The sequence below is a fragment of the Paraburkholderia nodosa genome, from assembly GCF_001718195.1.
GTDB lineage: Bacteria > Pseudomonadota > Gammaproteobacteria > Burkholderiales > Burkholderiaceae > Paraburkholderia > Paraburkholderia nodosa_A.
This window is the reverse complement of record NZ_MCNV01000006.1, coordinates 35,539-54,028: the sequence shown is the minus strand read 5'-3', so window position 1 is coordinate 54,028 and position 18,490 is coordinate 35,539. Positions and strand designations below refer to the sequence as shown.

At 66.5% G+C, this 18,490-nt stretch carries 18 protein-coding genes; 11 read left to right on the top strand and 7 right to left on the bottom strand.

The window, feature by feature from the left end:
• Window positions 1-153 precede the first annotated feature (153 nt).
• The 6 genes from BFD71_RS12935 to BFD71_RS12910 all read left to right on the top strand — a co-directional run bounded on the left by BFD71_RS12935 (window position 154) and on the right by BFD71_RS12910 (window position 7,320).
• Window positions 154-1,788, top strand: coding sequence for an ABC transporter substrate-binding protein (locus BFD71_RS12935; protein ID WP_069264289.1), 1,635 nt, complete (start codon window positions 154-156; stop codon window positions 1,786-1,788).
• Between the two features lie 129 nt (window positions 1,789-1,917).
• The gene (locus tag BFD71_RS12930) at window positions 1,918-2,931 is read left to right on the top strand and encodes an ABC transporter permease subunit (protein WP_069264287.1); all 1,014 of its coding nucleotides are present in this window, start codon (window positions 1,918-1,920) and stop codon (window positions 2,929-2,931) included.
• Between the two features lie 54 nt (window positions 2,932-2,985).
• Window positions 2,986-3,903 (top strand): ABC transporter permease subunit, encoded by a 918-nt coding sequence (locus tag BFD71_RS12925; protein ID WP_069264285.1) that lies wholly within the window; start codon window positions 2,986-2,988, stop codon window positions 3,901-3,903.
• Between the two features lie 84 nt (window positions 3,904-3,987).
• A complete protein-coding gene (locus BFD71_RS12920) occupies window positions 3,988-4,986 on the top strand; it encodes an ABC transporter ATP-binding protein (protein ID WP_069264283.1) in 999 nt (332 codons plus the stop codon).
• Entirely contained in the window at window positions 4,983-6,017 is a 1,035-nt protein-coding gene (locus BFD71_RS12915) for a peptide ABC transporter ATP-binding protein (protein ID WP_069264281.1), read from the top strand. The genes BFD71_RS12920 and BFD71_RS12915 overlap by 4 nt, the downstream gene beginning before the upstream one ends.
• 160 nt (window positions 6,018-6,177) lie before the next feature.
• Window positions 6,178-7,320, top strand: coding sequence for a TraB/GumN family protein (locus BFD71_RS12910; protein ID WP_256094654.1), 1,143 nt, complete (start codon window positions 6,178-6,180; stop codon window positions 7,318-7,320).
• Window positions 7,321-7,422: 102 nt separating this feature from the next.
• Here the strand turns inward: BFD71_RS12910 and BFD71_RS12905 are convergent, their stop codons facing one another.
• From BFD71_RS12905 to pxpB, 5 genes are all read right to left on the bottom strand, one after another.
• Window positions 7,423-8,376 (bottom strand): DUF979 domain-containing protein, encoded by a 954-nt coding sequence (locus tag BFD71_RS12905; RefSeq protein ID WP_069264276.1) that lies wholly within the window; start codon window positions 8,374-8,376, stop codon window positions 7,423-7,425.
• Complete coding sequence (locus tag BFD71_RS12900; RefSeq protein ID WP_069264274.1) at window positions 8,373-9,116, bottom strand: DUF969 domain-containing protein; 744 nt, start codon at window positions 9,114-9,116, stop codon at window positions 8,373-8,375. Before BFD71_RS12900 ends, BFD71_RS12905 begins: the two co-directional genes overlap by 4 nt.
• A gap of 219 nt (window positions 9,117-9,335) precedes the next feature.
• Window positions 9,336-10,091 carry a 5-oxoprolinase subunit PxpA gene (gene pxpA, locus BFD71_RS12895; protein WP_069264272.1) on the bottom strand — a complete coding sequence of 252 codons (756 nt, stop codon included), beginning with the start codon at window positions 10,089-10,091 and terminating at the stop codon, window positions 9,336-9,338.
• Window positions 10,092-10,135: 44 nt separating this feature from the next.
• On the bottom strand, window positions 10,136-11,203 hold the full coding sequence (locus tag BFD71_RS12890; RefSeq protein ID WP_069264270.1) for a biotin-dependent carboxyltransferase family protein: 1,068 nt from the start codon (window positions 11,201-11,203) through the stop codon (window positions 10,136-10,138).
• Window positions 11,200-11,859 (bottom strand): 5-oxoprolinase subunit PxpB, encoded by a 660-nt coding sequence (gene pxpB, locus BFD71_RS12885; protein WP_069264268.1) that lies wholly within the window; start codon window positions 11,857-11,859, stop codon window positions 11,200-11,202. Before pxpB ends, BFD71_RS12890 begins: the two co-directional genes overlap by 4 nt.
• A 215-nt stretch (window positions 11,860-12,074) precedes the next feature.
• Here pxpB and BFD71_RS12880 point away from each other — a divergent pair, with 215 nt between their 5' ends.
• A complete protein-coding gene (locus tag BFD71_RS12880; RefSeq protein WP_028212076.1) occupies window positions 12,075-12,587 on the top strand; it encodes a winged helix DNA-binding protein in 513 nt (170 codons plus the stop codon).
• 22 nt (window positions 12,588-12,609) lie between these two features.
• Here the strand turns inward: BFD71_RS12880 and BFD71_RS12875 are convergent, their stop codons facing one another.
• Window positions 12,610-13,236 carry a 5-formyltetrahydrofolate cyclo-ligase gene (locus BFD71_RS12875; protein WP_083245248.1) on the bottom strand — a complete coding sequence of 209 codons (627 nt, stop codon included), beginning with the start codon at window positions 13,234-13,236 and terminating at the stop codon, window positions 12,610-12,612.
• Window positions 13,237-13,244: 8 nt separating this feature from the next.
• On the opposite strand from BFD71_RS12875, the gene BFD71_RS12870 reads away from it, so the two are divergent.
• The 4 genes from BFD71_RS12870 to BFD71_RS12855 all read left to right on the top strand — a co-directional run bounded on the left by BFD71_RS12870 (window position 13,245) and on the right by BFD71_RS12855 (window position 18,265).
• On the top strand, window positions 13,245-15,218 hold the full coding sequence (locus BFD71_RS12870) for a lytic transglycosylase domain-containing protein (RefSeq protein ID WP_069264266.1): 1,974 nt from the start codon (window positions 13,245-13,247) through the stop codon (window positions 15,216-15,218).
• A gap of 147 nt (window positions 15,219-15,365) precedes the next feature.
• Window positions 15,366-16,322, top strand: coding sequence for a complex I NDUFA9 subunit family protein (locus tag BFD71_RS12865; protein ID WP_069264264.1), 957 nt, complete (start codon window positions 15,366-15,368; stop codon window positions 16,320-16,322).
• A gap of 54 nt (window positions 16,323-16,376) precedes the next feature.
• Window positions 16,377-17,027 (top strand): glutathione S-transferase family protein, encoded by a 651-nt coding sequence (locus BFD71_RS12860; protein ID WP_069264262.1) that lies wholly within the window; start codon window positions 16,377-16,379, stop codon window positions 17,025-17,027.
• On the top strand, window positions 17,024-18,265 hold the full coding sequence (locus BFD71_RS12855) for a multifunctional CCA addition/repair protein (protein ID WP_069264260.1): 1,242 nt from the start codon (window positions 17,024-17,026) through the stop codon (window positions 18,263-18,265). Before BFD71_RS12860 ends, BFD71_RS12855 begins: the two co-directional genes overlap by 4 nt.
• An 18-nt stretch (window positions 18,266-18,283) precedes the next feature.
• On the opposite strand, the gene BFD71_RS12850 is transcribed toward BFD71_RS12855, so the two are convergent.
• Complete coding sequence (locus BFD71_RS12850; protein WP_069264258.1) at window positions 18,284-18,478, bottom strand: DUF2905 domain-containing protein; 195 nt, start codon at window positions 18,476-18,478, stop codon at window positions 18,284-18,286.
• Window positions 18,479-18,490 lie beyond the last annotated feature (12 nt).

The following is an 18,490-nucleotide window of genomic DNA, read 5'->3' as shown; positions in this document are numbered from 1 at the left end:
AAGCTACGTTGCACCGCAGCATGCTGCAACCTCAACGCCTGTCAACCCGGCGTTTTCCACAAGCGACGGGACTTTTGGCTTGCTTGTGACTGCGGCACCTGCTGTGTAAGATCGCGCTACGCTGGCGCAAGCCGGCACTGAACTGGAGGAAACATGAAAGAAAACAAACTGTTGCGTGCTGCACGAATGACGTCTCTCGTGGCGCTCGCAGCGGCATCGATTGCTGGAGCCCCGCTCGCGCACGCCGCGCAAAGCATTCCGAACAAGACGCTCGTCTACTGCTCGGAAGGCAGCCCCGCTGGCTTCGACCCGGCCCAATACACGACCGGCACCGACTTCACCGCGAATACGTTCACCGTCTACAACCGCCTCGTCGAATTCGAGCGCGGCGGCACCAAGGTCGAACCGGGTCTCGCAGAATCGTGGGACGTTTCGCCGGACGGCAAGACCTACACGTTCCATCTGCGTCATGGCGTGAAGTTCCAGACCACCTCGTTCTTCAAGCCCACGCGCGAATTCAATGCGGACGACGTCGTGTTCTCGTTCGACCGCATGCTCGACCCGAACAATGCGTTCCGCAAGGCGTACCCGGTGTCGTTCCCGTACTTCACCGACATGGGCCTCGACAAGCTGATCGCCAAGGTCGAAAAGGTCGACCCGTACACGGTCAAGTTCACGCTGAACGAGCCGAACGCGCCGTTCATCCAGAACATGGCGATGGAATTCGCCTCGATCCTCTCGGCTGAATACGCGGATCAACTGATGAAGGCCGGCAAGGCCGCCGACATCAACCAGTTCCCGGTCGGCACGGGTCCGTTCATCTTCAAGAGCTACACGAAGGACGCGACGATCCGCTACGACGGCAACCCTGACTACTGGAAGCCGGGCGCTGTGAAGCTCTCGAAGCTGATCTTCTCGATCACGCCGGACGCCAGCGTGCGCGTGCAGAAGATCAAGCGCGACGAATGCCAGGTGATGAGCTATCCGCGGCCCGCCGACATCGCGCCGCTGAAGGCCGAGCCGAACATCGCGATGCCGTCGCAGCCGGGTTTCAACCTGGGCTACCTGTCGTACAACGTCACGCACAAGCCGCTCGATAACGCGGACGTGCGCCACGCGCTCGACATGGCGATCAACAAGAAGGCGATCATCGACTCGGTGTACCAGGGCGCGGGCCAGCTCGCAACCAACCCGATGCCGCCGACGCAGTGGTCGTACTACAAGAACCTGCCGGCCAATTCGTACGACCCGGAAAAGGCCAAGGCGCTGCTCGCGAAGGCGGGTCAGGGCAACGGCTTCGAGATCACGCTGTGGGCCATGCCCGTGCAGCGCGCCTACAACCCGAACGCACGCTTGATGGCCGAAATGATCCAGGCCGACTGGGCGAAGATCGGCGTGAAGGCGAAGATCGTGACGTATGATTGGGGCGAGTACATCAAGCGCGCTCACGCAGGCGAAGACGATTCGATGCTGATCGGCTGGACGGGCGACAACGGCGATCCGGACAACTGGCTCGGCACGCTGCTCGGCTGCGAAGCCGTGAACGGCAACAACTTCGGCAAGTGGTGCTACAAGCCGTTCGACGACCTGATCCAGAAGGGCCGTCAGACCTCGGACGTGGCGCAGCGCACCAAGTTCTACCAGGAAGCGCAGCAGATCTTCGCGAAGCAACTGCCGTTCTCGCCGATCGCTCACTCGACCGTCTATCAGCCGGTCAGCAAGAAGGTGACCGACATGCGCATCGAGCCGCTTGGCTACGCGCGCTTCGACGGCGTGGGCATGCAGTAAGGATAATCGGGTAAGACTTTCCGCTCGGTCCGCATATCAGCCAGGACCGGCGGAAAATGGTCCGGCGACCGGGGTCACGAGCCCCTGTCGCCGGTTGCGTTTCATTTCAAGCTTTTGGGGGAACACCACATGTTCCGCTTCGTATTGCGCCGCATCGGCATGGTCATACCCACGTTCATCGGGATCACCATCCTTGCGTTCGCACTCATCCACCTGATTCCGGGCGACCCCATCGAAGTGATGATGGGCGAGCGCGGCGTCGATCCGCAAATGCACGCCGAGGCGATGCACCGCCTGGGGCTCGACGAGCCTCTGCCGATGCAGTATGTGCACTACGTCTGGCACGCCGTGCACGGCAATCTCGGCACCTCGATCATCACCAACACGAGCGTGATGGGCGAGTTTCTCGCGCGCTTTCCCGCCACCGTCGAGCTGTCGATCTGCGCGCTCGTTTTCGCGCTCGTGATCGGCTTGCCCGCCGGCGTGTTCGCGGCGCTGCGGCGCGGTACTGCCGTCGATCACGGCGTCATGGGCACCGCGCTCACCGGCTACTCCATGCCGATTTTCTGGTGGGGGCTCATCCTCATCATGGTGTTCTCGTCGAAACTCGGCTGGACGCCGGTGTCCGGCCGCATCGCGGTGGAATTCGACATTCCGCACGTGACCGGCTTCATGCTGATCGATTCGCTGCTGCCCGGCACCGACGAAGGCGCGTTCAGGTCGGTGCTGAGCCACCTGATCCTGCCGGCCATCGTGCTCGGCACGATTCCGCTCGCCGTGGTCGCGCGCATGACGCGCTCGTCCATGCTCGAAGTGCTGCGCGAGGACTACATCCGCACCGCGCGCGCCAAAGGTCTTTCGCCCGTGCGCGTGATCGTCGTGCATGCGCTGCGCAACGCGCTCATTCCCGTGGTGACCGTGATCGGCCTGCAGGTCGGCACGCTGCTCGCGGGCGCGGTGCTCACTGAAACGCTATTTTCCTGGCCCGGCATCGGCAAATGGCTGATCGACGCGATCAGCCGGCGCGACTACCCGGTGGTGCAAGGCGGCATTCTCATGATCGCGACGCTCGTGATCGTCGTGAACCTGTTCGTCGATCTGCTGTACGGCGTGCTCAACCCGCGCATTCGACATACGAGGTAAGCGAGCCATGAAAATGCGAACCCCACAACACACTATTCAACACCAGGAGGCATGATGGCTGACATTCAGAACACCGTGCCTCGCGCCGTCACGCCGCCTTCGGGCCGCGCGCTCGTGCTGCGCGAATTCTGGGCGAACTTCTCGCGCAACAGGGGCGCCGTGGGCGCGGGCGTGATCGTGCTCGCGCTGATCGTCATCGCGATCTTCGCGCCGCTGATCGCGCCGCACAGCCCCATCGAGCAATACCGCGACTACGTGAAGATTCCGCCCGCCTGGCTCGACGGCGGCAACTGGAAGTTCATCCTCGGCACCGACGAAGCGGGCCGCGACATCCTCTCGCGTCTCATGTACGGCGCGCGGCTTTCGCTGTGGATCGGCTGCGTCTCGGTCGTGCTCGCACTGGTTCCGGGCATCGTGCTCGGGCTCGTCGCCGCGTTCTTCGAGAAGTGGGCCGACACGCCGATCATGCGTCTCATGGACGTGCTGCTCGCGCTGCCTTCGCTGCTGCTCGCGGTGGCCGTGGTCGCGATCATCGGACCGGGTCTCACGAACACCATGCTCGCGATCGCGATCGTGGCGCTGCCCGGCTACGTGCGTCTCACGCGCGGTTCGGCTCTCGGCGAACTGCACAAGGAGTACGTGACCGCTTCGCGCGTGGCCGGTGCCGGCACGCTGCGCCTGATGTTCTCGCAGGTGCTGCCCAACTGTACGGCTCCGCTCATCGTGCAGGCGACACTCGGCTTTTCCTCGGCGATTCTCGACGCCGCCGCGCTCGGCTTCCTCGGCCTCGGCGTGCAGCCGCCGCGTGCGGAGTGGGGCGCGATGCTCGCTTCGGCGCGCGACTACATCGACAGCGCATGGTGGATCGTCACGATGCCGGGTCTGTCCATCCTCATTTCGGTCCTCGCGATCAACCTGCTCGGCGACGGGCTGCGCGACGCGCTCGATCCCAAGCTCAAGCGGATGGCCTGACATGAAAACGACCCCCACACTCCCTTCGGTCGTTGCCCCCCGAGGGGGCGTCAGTCCTCTTGGGGCGGCCCGGCGAGGACTGACATGAACAACGAACTTTTGACCATCCGTAATCTGGCGGTGAACTTCAACGGCCTGCCCGCCGTCGACCGCGTCAATCTGTCGGTCGCGCCTGGCGAAGTGCTCGGCATCGTCGGCGAATCGGGCTCGGGCAAGAGCGTGACGATGATGGCGCTGATGGGCCTCATCGACGCCCCCGGCAAGGTGAGCGCGGATTCGATCACCTTCGACGGCCGCGATCTGCTAAACGCCACCGGCAAGGAGCGCCGCCGCATCGTCGGCAAGGACATCGCCATGGTGTTCCAGGACGCGCTCACGAGCCTGAACCCGAGCTACACCGTCGGCTATCAGATCAAGGAAGTGCTCAAGCTGCACGAAGGGCTGCGCGGCTCCGCGCTCAACGCGCGCGCGCTGGAACTGCTCGACCAGGTCGGCATTCCCGACGCGAAGAACCGCATCGACAACTTCCCGCACCAGATGTCGGGCGGCATGAACCAGCGCGTGATGATCGCCATGGCCGTGGCCTGCAACCCGAAGCTGCTGATCGCCGACGAGCCCACCACGGCGCTCGACGTGACGATCCAGGCGCAGATCATGGAACTGCTCGTGCGTCTGCAGAAGGAGCGCGGCATGGCGCTCGTGCTGATTTCGCACGATCTGGCCGTGGTTTCGGAAGTCGCGCAACGCGTGGCCGTGATGTACGCGGGCGAGATCATCGAGACGAACCGCGTGCCGGATATCTTTTCGCGTCCGCATCATCCGTACACGGAAGCGCTGCTCGCCGCGATTCCCGAGCACAACAAGGGGGCGATGCGGCTTGCCGCGCTGCCCGGCATGGTGCCCGGCCGCGACGACCGGCCGAGCGGCTGTCTGTTCGCGCCGCGCTGCAAGTATGTGGTGGATGACTGCATGAAGGCGCGGCCCGCGCTCGACGCGGTGACCGATGAAAGCGGTTACGCGCAAGTGCGCTGCATCAAGCCGCTGAACGCGGCGGTGACTCAATCCAGTGGAGGCGCGCGATGAACGCAGTCCAGCAACACGCGGCTCGTCAGGACCATCAGGACGACAAGGTTCTCGTCGCCGACGATCTCAAGAAGCATTACACCGTCAAGCGCGGCATGTTCGGCACGGGCACCGTGAAGGCGCTCAACGGCGTGTCGTTCTCGCTCACGCGCGGGCGCACGCTCGCCGTGGTGGGCGAGTCCGGCTGCGGCAAATCGACGCTCGCGCGCCAGCTCACGATGATCGAGCCGCCCACCGCGGGCAAGCTGACCATCGACGGCGAGGACGTTGCGCACGCAAACGCCGCGAAGATCGCCGCGCTGCGCCGCCGCGTGCAGATGGTGTTCCAGAATCCGTTCGCCTCGCTCAATCCGCGCAAGACCGTGGAGCAGACGCTAGGCGAGCCGCTCGCCATCAACACGCGCCTCACGGCAAACGAGCGCGCGGACCGCATCGCGCACATGATGCGCATCGTCGGCCTGCGCCCCGAGCATGCCAAGCGCTATCCGCACATGTTCTCGGGCGGCCAGCGCCAGCGCGTGGCGATCGCGCGGGCCATGATTCTCGACCCGCAGATCGTCGTGGCCGACGAGCCGGTTTCCGCGCTCGACGTCTCGATCCAGGCGCAGATTCTCAATCTGTTCATGGACTTGCAGGAGCAGTTCCGCACGAGCTACGTGTTCATTTCGCACAACCTGGCCGTGGTCGAGCACATCGCCGACGACGTGATGGTGATGTACCTGGGCGGCGTGGCGGAACTGGGCGACAAGGACACGGTGATCTCGCGGCCGCGCCATCCGTACACGCGCTCGCTGCTTTCGGCCACGCCCGCGATCTTCGAAGCGGACCGCCGCGTGAAGATCAAGCTCGAGGGCGAATTGCCTTCGCCGCTCAACCCGCCGTCTGGTTGCACGTTCCATCAACGTTGTCCATACGCAGTCGAGCGGTGTCGTAAGGAAGTGCCTGTTCTTCGCGAAGTGGACGGCCGTCAGGTATCCTGCCATCGTGCAGAGGAGGTGGGGGAAGAGGATGGGCGGCCCATGCCGGCCTGAAGCGACGGCGGCGCGTCGTTTTATTGCTACGCGCCGCCAGTTGATGGGCGGCCGTCGTGCCGCCTTTTTCACTGGTTTTCCCACCGTTTTCTCCGCCGCTCTTTCAATCGTTCCGGCTGCCGCCGTTATCGTGGCGGCCGGGCTGGGTACGGCTGTTCGGGTGACATTCGGTGTGGCTTTTGGTGTGGCATTCGCGGTGGCGTTGCGTGCGGCGTTGAAGCAGGCGTCGAGCGCTGCGGCGCGCGCGGCGCTCACGCTGGTCCTGGCGATCGGCGTTCTCGCGGGCGCCTCGGGCCCGGCGTTCGCCGGCGGCGCCGTCGCCAACACGCCCGGTGTGCATCCGGCCGTGCCCATGCCGCCCGGCACCTCACGCGGCGCGAACGGCGGCATTCCCGGCTTTCACGCCGCGCCCGCCGTGCCGAGCTACGCATCGGGCACGACGGCTGGCGGCCCGGTGCGCACCCAGCCTGCGCGCATGCCGTTCTATGTCGCCACGCGCGGCAACCTCACGATCTATCTGCTCGGCACGCTCCATGTGGGCGACCCCGCCGACTACCCGCCCGCCCAGCCGTTTCGCCCGCAGATTCTCGCGGCGCTCGCCGCGTCGCCCATTCTCGCGCTCGAGCTTTCCCCCGACGATCTGCTGGTTTCCCAGGACGACGTCTCGAAATACGGGGTGTGCAAACGGCCCTGCCTGCCGGGCCTGTTGCCCGATCCGCTCTGGCAGAAACTCGAGGCGCGCATGCGCGGCAATCCCGAGGCGCTCGCCGAGATCCGCAAGATGCGGCCGTGGCTCGCCTCGCTGCTGGTGGAAACCTACGATTCGCTGAGCGCCGGCCTGCAGACCGAGTTCGGCACCGAGGCGCAGTTGCAGAACGTGTTCCTGCGCTGGAAGGGCCGCCGCATCGTCGGCCTGGAGACGCTCGGCGAGCAGATGCGCGCCTTTACGAATCTGAGCCTCGCGCAGCAGCGCGAGATGCTCGCCCAGGACCTCGCGCAGACGCCGGCGCAAAACGTGTCCGACGTGCAGACGCTGCTGCACCTGTGGCGCGTGGGCGACGCCGACGCGATCGCCGCATGGGAATCGGCGCGCACCGAAAAGCTCTCGCACGACGCGCGGGTGGCGGCGTCGGTCGACAACCGCATCGTCTACGAGCGCAACCGGCGCTTCGTTTCGCGCATGCAGCAGTACGTGGCGCCCAACAAGCCGCTCTTCGTCGCCGTCGGCGCGTTGCATCTGGGCGGACCTAAAGGCGTGCTCCAGCTGTTGCGCCAGCGTGGGTTCAACGTCGACCCGGGTTGAGCCAGGCCGGGCCTTTGCGCTCGCATCTTGTGCTCGCGCGCGGCCTGAATGCGGAAAAGCCGGCTTTCGCCGGCTCTTCTTGCGAGCGCATGCGTACGCGGGTCAAAACCCGAACACGTTCAGCAGTACGATATTCGCCGCGAGGATGCCGAGCGCCGTGGGCACCTGCACGCGGATCACCGCGTTCTTGTCGGGCAGCTCCAGCAGCGCGGCGGGCACCATGTTGAAGTTCGCGGCCATCGGCGTCATGAGCGTGCCGCAGTAGCCCGAGAACATGCCGATGGCGGCCATCATCGCCGGATTGACGTGGAACACGCCCACCAGCACCGGTACGCCCACGCCGCCCGTCATCACCGGAAACGCGGCGAAGCCGTTGCCCATGATGATCGTGAAGAGCGCCATGCCCACGCAATAGACCACCACGGCCACGAAGCGCACGTCCATGTTGATGTACGACGTCGTCACGTGCGCGACGGCCTTGCCGACGCCCGCGTCCGAGAACACGAGGCCGAGCATGCCGAGCATCTGCGGCAGGACGGCGGCCCACGAAAGCGCGTCGACGAGGCGGCGCGTTTCCTTCATCGACTGGCCGACGCTGTCGCGCGTGATGATGCAGGCAATCGCGAGCGCGATCACGCAGCCGATGCCGAAGCCGATCAGCGTGACGTTCTTCGGGTCGAAGAGCGGCTTGCCGCCGAAGACGAGATGGCTGGCCGCGAGCGTGAGCACGACGGTAATGACGGGAATGGTGAGCGCGGGCACGAAGAGCTTGTTGCCCAGTCGCTTCGCGCTGGCGATACGCGTTTCGAGCGCGAGCACCTTGGGCTTCGCGGCCGTCACGCCGCCGAGGCCGGCGATCAGCGCCATGGCGAGCACGAGCACGCCTACGACTTCGGCGGGCAGCAGGTCGCCGACGAGAAAGATGAGCGCGTAGAGCAGCCAGAAGCCGCCTGCCGTGAAGCGGCGCGGATGCTCGCGATCCATCACGATCATGCCGCCGACGATCAGCAGCACGATGCCGAGCAGCCAGAAGAGCCAATTGAGGGTGAGCGTCATGCTTCGTCTCCTTGTGCGCGGTTTGCAGCCTTTGCGTCGCTCGCGTTGCGCATGGCGCCCAGTTCGCGTTCGAGCTTGCGGTCGAGCAGCCAGAGCCGGAAGCCGTGAATCAGGAACGCGCAGATCGCCGTGGGAATGCCCCAGAACGCCACGTGGATCGGCTCGACCGAAACGCCCGCTTCCTTGAGCAGCGTGACCATCAGCACGATCGCGCCGAACGCGACGAAGATGTCCTCGCCAAAGAAGAGACCCACGTTGTCGGTCGCGGCCGAGTAGGCGCGCAGCTTGTAGCGCACGGCGTCGGAGAGCTTGCCGAAGCGGTTTTCGGTGGCGCCTTCGGCCATCGGCGCGATGAGCGGGCGCACCATCTGCGGATGACCGCCGAGGCCCGTCAAGCCGACCGCGGCGGTCAACTCGCGCACGAGCAGATAGACAATGAGCAGACGCCCGGCGGTGGCCGCCTTGATGCTGCCGATCCAGATCTGTGCGCGCTCACGCAGGCCGTGGCGCTCGAGCAGCCCGATCACGGCGAGCGGCAACAGGATGATGAGGGGAATGTTGCGGGTCTTGATGAAGCCGGTGCCGATGGCGGCGAGAATCTTCGCGACCGGAAAACCCCCGGCGAAACCGGTGACGACGGCCGCCGCGGCGACGATCAGCATCGGATTGAAACGTAGCAAGAAGCCGGCGATGATGACGGCCACGCCGATCAGCGGCCATAAGTTGACGGTGCTCTGCATGTAGATCTCCAAACGTATTGGCTTGTCGTTGATTGCCGCGGATAGCGGCGTTGACTTCACGGCTCTGACGGCCGTTCGCACAACTACGAACCTGCTCGGTACAACTACGCCTGGCAAGCTTGCGCTGCCGGGGGTTTGCCTTGTGAAAACCTTCGGTGATACGTCTCTAGCGGCGCGCGGCGCATGCCGCGCGCTTTGCTGCGTTCGAACGCGCGTGGGTCAAACTTCGCCGGCCCCCGCCGCGCGCACGCCGATGCCTGCGTCGTCGAGCGCCGTGCGGATGCGCCGTGCGAACGCGAGCGCGTGCGGGCCGTCGCCGTGCAGGCAAATGGTCTGCGCGTTCAGCGGCACCCAGGCGCCGTTCACGGCCTGCACGCGCTGCTCGCGGATCATCGCGAGCGTGCGCGCGAGCACAGTGTCTTCGTCGTCGAGCAACGCGCCCGGCTCGCTGCGCGGCACGAGCGAGCCGTCCGCGCGATAGCCGCGGTCGGCGAACACTTCCTCGATCGCGACGAGCCCCGCCTCGCGCGCCGCCGTCACGAGGCCGCTGCCCGCGAGCGCGAACACCGTCACGGACGGATCGAAGTCGTGCACCGCGGAGACGATGGCCTCGGCGATCTGCGGGTCACGCGCGGCCTGGTTGTAGAGGGCGCCGTGCGGCTTCACGTGGGCGATGCGGCCGCCTTCGGCCTGGGCGATGGCGGAGAGGGCGCCGAGCTGATACAGCACGCCCGCGTAGATTTCCTCGGGCGGCAGGTTCATCTCCTTGCGGCCGAAGTTCTCGGGGTCGTTGAAGCTCGGATGCGCGCCGATCGACACGCCTTTCTCCACGGCCCAGCGCACGCATTCGCGCATGGCGTTGGCGCCGCCCGCGTGCCAGCCGCACGCGATGTTGGCGGAGCTCACGAGGTCGAGCAGCGCCTCGTCGGAGCCGCAGCCTTCGCCGAGATCGGCGTTCAGATCGATGGTGGTCATGATGGGTTCCTCTTACTGCCTGTCTTACCGATGGTGCTTGAAAATCACGCGCTCGCGGCCGCGTTCGCGCGGCGGTTCGCAAGGCGTTCGTCGTGCATGGCGATCGCGGTGTCGATCTGCCGCAAATACGCCCGTTCCTCTTCCAGCGCCGCGCGCGCGGCGGCCGGCGTCGCTTCCACGAAACGCACGCCACCGGTGAGCCGCACCTGGGCGAGCTTCCACCAGTCGGCGCGAATCACGGAGCCGATCTTCGGGTAGCCGCCCGTGGTCTGCGCGTCGGCCATCAGCACGATGGGCTGGCCGCTCGGCGGCACCTGGATCGTGCCCGGCAGCACCGCGTGCGACAGCAGATCCACGCCGTTCGCGCGCACGAGCGGCGTGCCCGTGAGCCGAAAGCCCATGCGATTGCTGTTGGGCGTGATCTGCCATTCGTCGGACCAGAGCGCGCGCTGCGCCTCGGGTGTGAAGCTGTCGTACTCGGGGCCGCGCAGCACGCGCACGGGCACGGCCCAGGCCATGCCGTCCGGATGGCGTCCGCGCCGGTGATGCGGCTCGTCCGCGAGCGCGAAGTTGCACCACACGGGCGCCTTCACGCCGAAGGCCGGCGCGCCCGGGTCGAGCGCAGCGCGCTCGCGGCCCGGCGCGAACGAGGCGCCCGTGGCGAGACGGTCGCCGTCCTTGAGCGCGCGACCTGCGAGGCCGCCGAAGCCCGCCGCGAGGTCGGTGCTGCGCGAGCCGAGCATGGGCAGCACGTCGACGCCGCCGGCCACGCACACATAGGCGCGCATGCCGCGCTTCGCGCCGTTCAGCACGAGTTCCTCGCCGGCGGCCACGGGCAGGCTCCACCACGACCAGACCGGGCGGCCGCCGAGCGTCGCGCCGAAGTCGGTGCCGGTAATGGCGATGCGGGTGGCGCGCGCGAAGCGCAGCGCGACGGGGCCGAAGGTGATTTCCACGCCGGCGGCGTCGGGCCGGTTGCCGACGAGACGGTTGCCCACTTCGAGCGCGAGCGTATCGAGCGCGCCGCCGGTGGCGACGCCCAGATGCCGGTAGCCGGGGCGGCCGAGATCCTGGACCGTGGTGAGCAGGCCCGCGCGCAATACTTCGATCATGCGTGGAGCTCCGCGATGGTGAAACGCACGCGGTCGCCAGGCATGAGCAGCGAAGGCGGATTGCGCGAAGGGTCGAACAACTTCGCGGCGGTGCGGCCGATCAGTTGCCAGCCGCCTGGCGAGGCGGCCGGATAAATGCCCGTCTGCTCGCCGCCGATGCCCACCGATCCGGCGGGGACGGCCAGGCGCGGCTCGCGGCGGCGCGGCGTGTGCAGCGCGGGTTCGAGACCGCCGAGATAGGCGAAACCGGGCTGAAAGCCGAGGAAGAACACCGTGTAGACACCCGCGGCATGGCGCGCGGCGACGTCGGCGGCGGCGAGCGCGCAATGCTGCGCGACCGCTTCGAGATCGGGGCCGTCTTCGCCGCCGTAGACCACGGGTATCTCGACTTCACGGCCTGCCGCGCTCGCGTCTTCGGCCTCGCGCCATGCGTCGCGCAGCGCGAGCGCGAGCGCCGCGGCGTCGGCCGAGAGCGGATCGAAGGTGATCGTCAGGTTGTTCATGCCGGGCACCACTTCGCGCACCGGCGCCCAGCCGCGCGCCAGCGCGGCGACGGCCCAGACGCGGCGCTGGACCTCGAGCGTGGCGGGCGGCGGCGCTTCGCAGACGAGCGCTTCGTCACCGAGAGGAAAAATGCGAGGGTCAGAATTCGGCATGTTGGATCGATCAAGGGACGGTTCGACCGGTCGGAAATAAGCGCACGAAAGATGCACAGGCGGTGCCGGTGCCATTCCTTCCTAGCGTACATTGTCGATAAAATATCTACAAATTATCAATAAGCGTTTTCGCCAGGCGCACGGCAGTCGCGCTGCAATTACACTCACGCCACGCCGCTTTGCCTTTTCGAACACCGACTACCGGGTTATCTGCCATGTCGCGCCAGCCGACCAAGATCGTTTCGTCCGAACATCTCGTCTCCGAGTCGAGCGCCGAGCTTTCCGAATTCGAGTACGCGCTCATCATGGCGAGCAATGCGTTCAACCGCTGGATGGTGCGCTGCATGTCGGCGGCGGGCGTGAAGGACATGACGCCGATCGAGGTGTCGCTGCTCCATCACGTCGGCCATCGCGAGCGGCGCAAGAAGCTCGCGGATATCTGCTTCGTGCTCAACATCGAGGACACGCACGTGGCCACGTATGCGTTGAAGAAGCTCGTCTCAAGAGGGTATGTAAAAAGCGAAAAGACCGGCAAGGAAGTCTTCTTTTCGGTCACGCCGGAAGGCCAGGCGCTGTGCCTGCGCTATCGCGACGTGCGCGAGAGCTGCCTCATCGCGACGCTCAAGGAAAGCGGCCTCACGAATCAGCAGATCGGCGATGCCGCGCAACTCATGCGCAATGCGTCGGGGCTCTATGACACGGCCGCGCGCGCGGCGGCTTCGCTCTGAGCGATCAAGGCGCGTTCAGCGTTCAACGTTCACGTGAACGTTGGCAAAGGTGCGTGGCGGCTTCCGTCACCACGGCGTCGAGCGGCAGGTCGTGCGCCTCGCGCGCAAGCACGCCGTCGTCGATGCGGCATGCTTCATACGCAATGCCAACCGTGACGGGCAACGCAACGCCCGGCCAGGCGGCCAGCGTGCGGTCGTAGTAGCCGCCGCCGTAACCGAGGCGATAGCCGTCGCGATCGAAACCCACGCAGGGCACGAAAAGAAGATCAGGCACGATCACTTCCTGCGATTGCGGCTCGAGGATCCCGTGATGGCCTTCGCACATCGGAGCATCGGGCGTCCAGGCGTGAAAGACGAGTGGCGTATGGCGCTCGGGAATGGCGGGGAGGGCGGCGCGGCGTGACGCATCGGCGGCGAGCCAGGCGGTGATCCAGGCGCGCGCATCGAACTCGCCGCGCAAGGGCCAGTAGAACCCGATCGAACGCGGCGAAAATTGCGCGACGAGCACATCGAGACGAGCCGCGAGTGCCGCACCGATTGCCACGTCGGAAGCCGCCTCAATTCGCCGAGGAAGCAGCCTTGCACGCCAGTCCTTTTTGGATTCCGTGTGAGGGTTGCGTGCTATGCTTGGGTTCACCTCGCGCTCCAGAAATAACGATGTCCAAACGCCTTGTCCGAGTATATCGCGTGGTCGGTCTCGCACTGACTGCCGCGGCACTCGTAGCATGCAGCACGGCGGACGCCGTGCGCCCCGTCGCACTGCCCATAGGCGCAGTCCTTTCCAACGACGATCAGACTTTCATCCAGCTTCGCGAAGCCGCGCGCAACAACGATCCCGCGCGCGCCGCGCAACTCGCTGCGATGATTCCCGACTACCCGGCGCCGTCATACCTCGAATACTTCCAGCTCAAGCCGCAGCTGTTCGATTCGCAGGGCCATGCGCGCATCGACGCGCCCGACGCGCCGGTGCTGTCGTTCCTGCAGCGCTACGACGGTCAGGCGATCGCCGACCGCATGCGCAACGACTATCTGACCGTGCTCGGCGCGCGCCACGACTGGACGAATTTCGACCAGCAATATTCGCGCTTCGTGCTCAACGACGACACGCAGGTGAAGTGCTACGCGCTGGAGTCGCGTGCGGCGCGCGGCGAGAACGTCGCGAACGACGCGCGTGCGCTGCTCACCGAGCCGCGCTATTACGGCGACGGCTGCGTCGATCTCATCACCGCGCTTGCCATCAAAGGCCAGTTCTCGAGCGACGACGTGTGGCAGCAGATCCGCCTCGCCTACGAGCAGAACCAGACCTCGACCGGCGCGAAGCTGCTCGACGGCCTTTCGCAGCGCCCCGACCCGAGCGCGTTCAGCCAGGCCGTGAGCACGCCGCCGCTCACGCTCGCGCAAGGCGTCACCGCCGACCCGCAATCGCACCAGCTCGCGCTGCTCGCCGTCACCGTGATGGCGGCCAACGATCCGGCCATGGCAGCGGCCACCTTCGCCACTGTCGCACCGCAGCTCAGTTCGCCGGAGCGCGCGACAGGCTGGGGCACGATCGGCTATCAAGGGGCGTTGAAGCGCCTGCCCGCTTCGCTCGGCTGGTACCGCCTCTCGGCGAATGCGCCTCTCTCGAACCCGGCTTACGAATGGCGTACGCGCGCCGCGCTGCTGGGCGGCGACTGGACCATGGTGCGCTGGTCGATCGAACAGATGCCGGCCGCGCTGCGCGCGCAGCCGTCGTGGGTGTACTGGCACGCACGCGCGCTCAAACAGGCCGGCGAAACGGGCGCAGCGAACCAGGAATTCGCGTCGATTTCGCAGGGCTATCACTTCTACGGCCAGCTCGCCACCGAAGAACTCGGCCAGAAGATCACCATCCCGCCGAAGACCACGGTGAGCGACGCCGAAATCGCCCAGGCTGCGCAAACGCCGGGCTTCGCGCTCGCGCAGCGCTTCTACGCGCTGAACCTGCGGCTCGAAGGCAATCGCGAATGGAACTGGCCGCTGCGCGGCATGAGCGATCGGCAACTGCTCGCCGTCGCCGAATACGCGAAACGCATCCAGTTGCTCGACCGCACCGTCAACACGGCCGACCGCACGCAAACGGAGCACGACTTCTCGCTGCGCTATCTCGCGCCGTTCCGCGACGTCGTGGAGCGCGACGCGCAAACGAGCGGCCTCGACGTCGAATGGGCCTACGGCCTGATTCGCCAGGAATCGCGTTTCATTCTCAATGCGAAATCGGGCGTGGGCGCGAGCGGCCTCATGCAGATCATGCCGGCCACGGCGCAGATGGTGGCGAAGAAGATCGGCCTCGGGCCCCTGTCGCGCGACCAGCTCAACGATCTCGACACCAATATCCTGCTCGGAACGAATTATTTGTCGATGATCTACAATCAGTTCGACGGCTCCGCCGTGCTCGCCACCGCGGGCTACAACGCCGGGCCGGGCCGCCCGCGCGCATGGCGCCAGACTTTGCAGGGCGGCGTCGAGGGCGCCATCTTCGCGGAAACCATTCCGTTCCAGGAAACCCGCGATTACGTGAAAAACGTGTTGTCGAACACGGTCTACTATGCGGCGCTGTTCGAGGGCCGTCCGCAATCGCTGAAGGCGCGTCTCGGCTATATCTCGCCGTAAGCGCCGGGCCGTTGGACCGCGCCGCTTCCCTTCATACGGAAACGCGCACGGCAGACGGCACGCTGCGTGCTCCGTCTTCTGACTGGCGCGCCGCGGGACGAACCGGACCTCGTACGCGGCGGCGCCGCCTGCCCGAGGAGGTCGAAGATGCGACATCAAGCCATTGCGGTCATCGGCGGTTCGGGATTCATCGGCAGCCATCTCGTCAACGCGCTCGTCGAGGCGGGCAAGGACGTGCGCGTCGCCACCCGACGCCGCTACAACGCCCGCCATCTCACCCTGCTGCCCGTCGACGTGATCGAGGCCGATGTGTCCGATCCGGTCGCGCTCGCGGCGTTCGTCGAAAATGCGGACGCGGTCATCAATCTTGTCGGCACGCTCAACGGCGGGCGCGGCGATCCCTACGGCCCGGGCTTCGCGAAGCTGCACGTCGACTTGCCCACGAAGGTCGTCGCGGCCTGCGAGGGCAAGGGCGTCCATCGCCTGATCCATGTGAGCGCCCTCGGCGCCGACCCGCGCGGGCCGAGCATGTACCTGCGCTCCAAGGGCGACGGCGAGAAAGCCGTGCACGCGGCCCCGGCGCTCGCTACGACCATCTTCCGGCCTTCCGTCGTGTTCGGTCCCGAGGACACCTTCCTCAACCGTTTCGCGCTCCTGCAGCGGCTCTTCCCGATGATTCCGCTCGCTATGCCCGACGCGAAGTTCCAGCCGGTGTTCGTGGGCGATGTGTCGAAGGCGATCGTCAACGTGCTCGATCTCGACGCCGCGAGCGGGCACACTTACGAACTCGGCGGCCCGACGGTCTACACGCTCGAACAGTTGCTGCAGTATTGCGGCGAAGTGGTGGGTCGGCACGCGCGCATCGTGCGGCTGCCCGACGCGTTCGGCCGCCTGCAGGCGCTCTCGTTCGAAATGGCGCCGGGCGTGCCGGTGCTCACGCGCGATAATCTCGATTCGATGAAGGTGGACAGCGTGCTGACCGGGCCGCTCGCCCCCGAGCTCGATATCGAGCCCGCGAGCATCGAGACGATCGCGCCGCTCTATCTCGCCGACGCCTCGCTGCGTTCGCGGCTGAACATCTTTCGCGCCAGTGCCGGCCGATAGCCCAACGCGGACTCTCAGCCGGCGCTTATTCAACTCACAACGGTCATTGGAACAATGAAGCTCGTAATCGGAGACAAGAACTATTCGTCGTGGTCGATGCGTCCGTGGGTGCTGCTCAAGCACTTCGGCATTGCGTTCGAGGAGGTGTTGATCGAGCTCGACGAGCCGGCCACCAGGTCGTCGATCCTCGCGTTCTCGGCCTCGGGCAAGGTGCCGTGCCTCGTTGGCGACGACGGCTTTGCCGTGTGGGATTCGCTCGCGATTGCCGAGACGCTCGCCGAGCGCTTCCCGCAGCACGCGCTGTGGCCGCGCGACGCGAACGCGCGCGCCCGCGCGCGCAGTGTGAGCGCGGAGATGCATTCGGGCTTCGGCGAAGTGCGCAACCACATGCCGATGAACATCCGCAAGGTGAAGCCGGGCGCCGGCGCGACGCCGGGTGCGCTCGCCGACGTCGCGCGCATCGACGCGCTCTGGCGCGAGTGTCTCGCCGCGAGCGGCGGGCCGTTCCTGTTCGGCGAGTTCAGCATTGCCGACGCGATGTACGCGCCGGTCGTCATGCGCTTCAACAGCTACCAGCCGAAGCTCTCGCCCGAAGCGGCGGCGTACGCGCAGCGCGTGAGCGCACTGCCCGCGGTGACCGAGTGGGTCGAGGCGGCGCGCCGCGAAACGCACATCGTCCAGGACGACGAGCGCGACGACGAATGAAGATCTATGTCGTAGGCGGCGCGATCCGCGACGAGATGCTCGGGCTGCCCGTGCGCGACCGCGACTATGTCGTGGTGGGCGCGACGCCCGAGCAGATGGCCGCGCAGGGCTATCGTCCGGTGGGCAAGGACTTCCCGGTCTTTCTGCATCCCGAAACGCACGCGGAGTACGCGCTTGCGCGCACCGAGCGCAAGACGGCGGCCGGCTATCACGGCTTCCAGTTCTTCTACGCGCCTGACGTGACACTCGAGGAAGATCTCGCGCGGCGCGATCTCACCATCAACGCGATGGCGCGCGAAGTGCAGCCGGGCGGCGTGCTCACGGGGGAGGTCGTCGATCCGTTCGGCGGCGCGCGCGATCTCGAGGCGCGCGTGTTCCGCCACGTGAGCGACGCGTTTCTCGAAGACCCCGTGCGCATTCTTCGTATCGCGCGCTTTGCCGCGCGATTCGCCGATTTCACCGTCGCGCCTGAAACGCTCGAACTCATGCGCGAGATGGTCGCTTCGGGCGAAGTCGATTCACTCGTGCCTGAGCGCGTGTGGCAGGAAATCGCCCGCGGTCTCATGGAAGCGAAGCCGTCGCGCATGTTCGAGGTGCTGCGCGATTGCGGCGCGCTCGCGCGCGTGCTGCCCGAGGTCGACGCGCTGTGGGGCGTACCGCAGCGCGCCGACTATCACCCGGAGATCGACACCGGCGTGCACGTGATGATGGTGATCGACCATGCGGCCGCGCAGGGCTACACGCTGCCGGTGCGCTTCGCGGCGCTCACGCACGATCTCGGCAAGGGCACGACGCCCGAGGACGTGCTGCCGCGTCACCTCGGCCACGAAGGGCGCAGCGTCGATCTGCTCAAACCGCTGTGCGACCGTCTGCGCGTGCCCAACGACTGCCGCGAGCTGGCGGTGCTGGTCGCGCGCGAGCACGGCAACGTGCATCGCGTGATGGAGATGGGCGCGGCGGCGCTCGTGCGCATGCTCGAACGTTGCGACGCGCTGCGCAAACCCGCGCGTTTCGCCGAGGCGTTGCAGGCCTGCGAGGCCGATTTGCGCGGGCGGCTGAACTGGGAGAACGCGCCTTATCCGCAGGCGGAGCGCCTGCGGATCGCGCTCGTGGCTGCGCGCGGCGTCGATGCGGGGGCGATTGCGCGCTCGATCGAACGCGGCGGCGCCGAGAAGATCAAGGAAGCGGTGCACGAGGCGCGCGTGGCGGCGGTGGAAGGCGCGCTCGCTGCGGCTTGACCGGTCGAGCGCGCTCGCTCAGAGCGCGCGCACGAGAAACGAAAGCGCCATCGAAAGCACGAGCGTCGACATGAACGGCAGCGGATATTCGCGGCCGAAAATGCGCAGCGTGATGTCGCCCGGCAGCCGCCCGATGCCGAGCTTTCTGAGCCAGGGCTGGGCGCTCGAGAGAATCGCCACGGCGATGAAGGTGGTGAGAAACCAGCGGATCATGGTCGCGCGGCG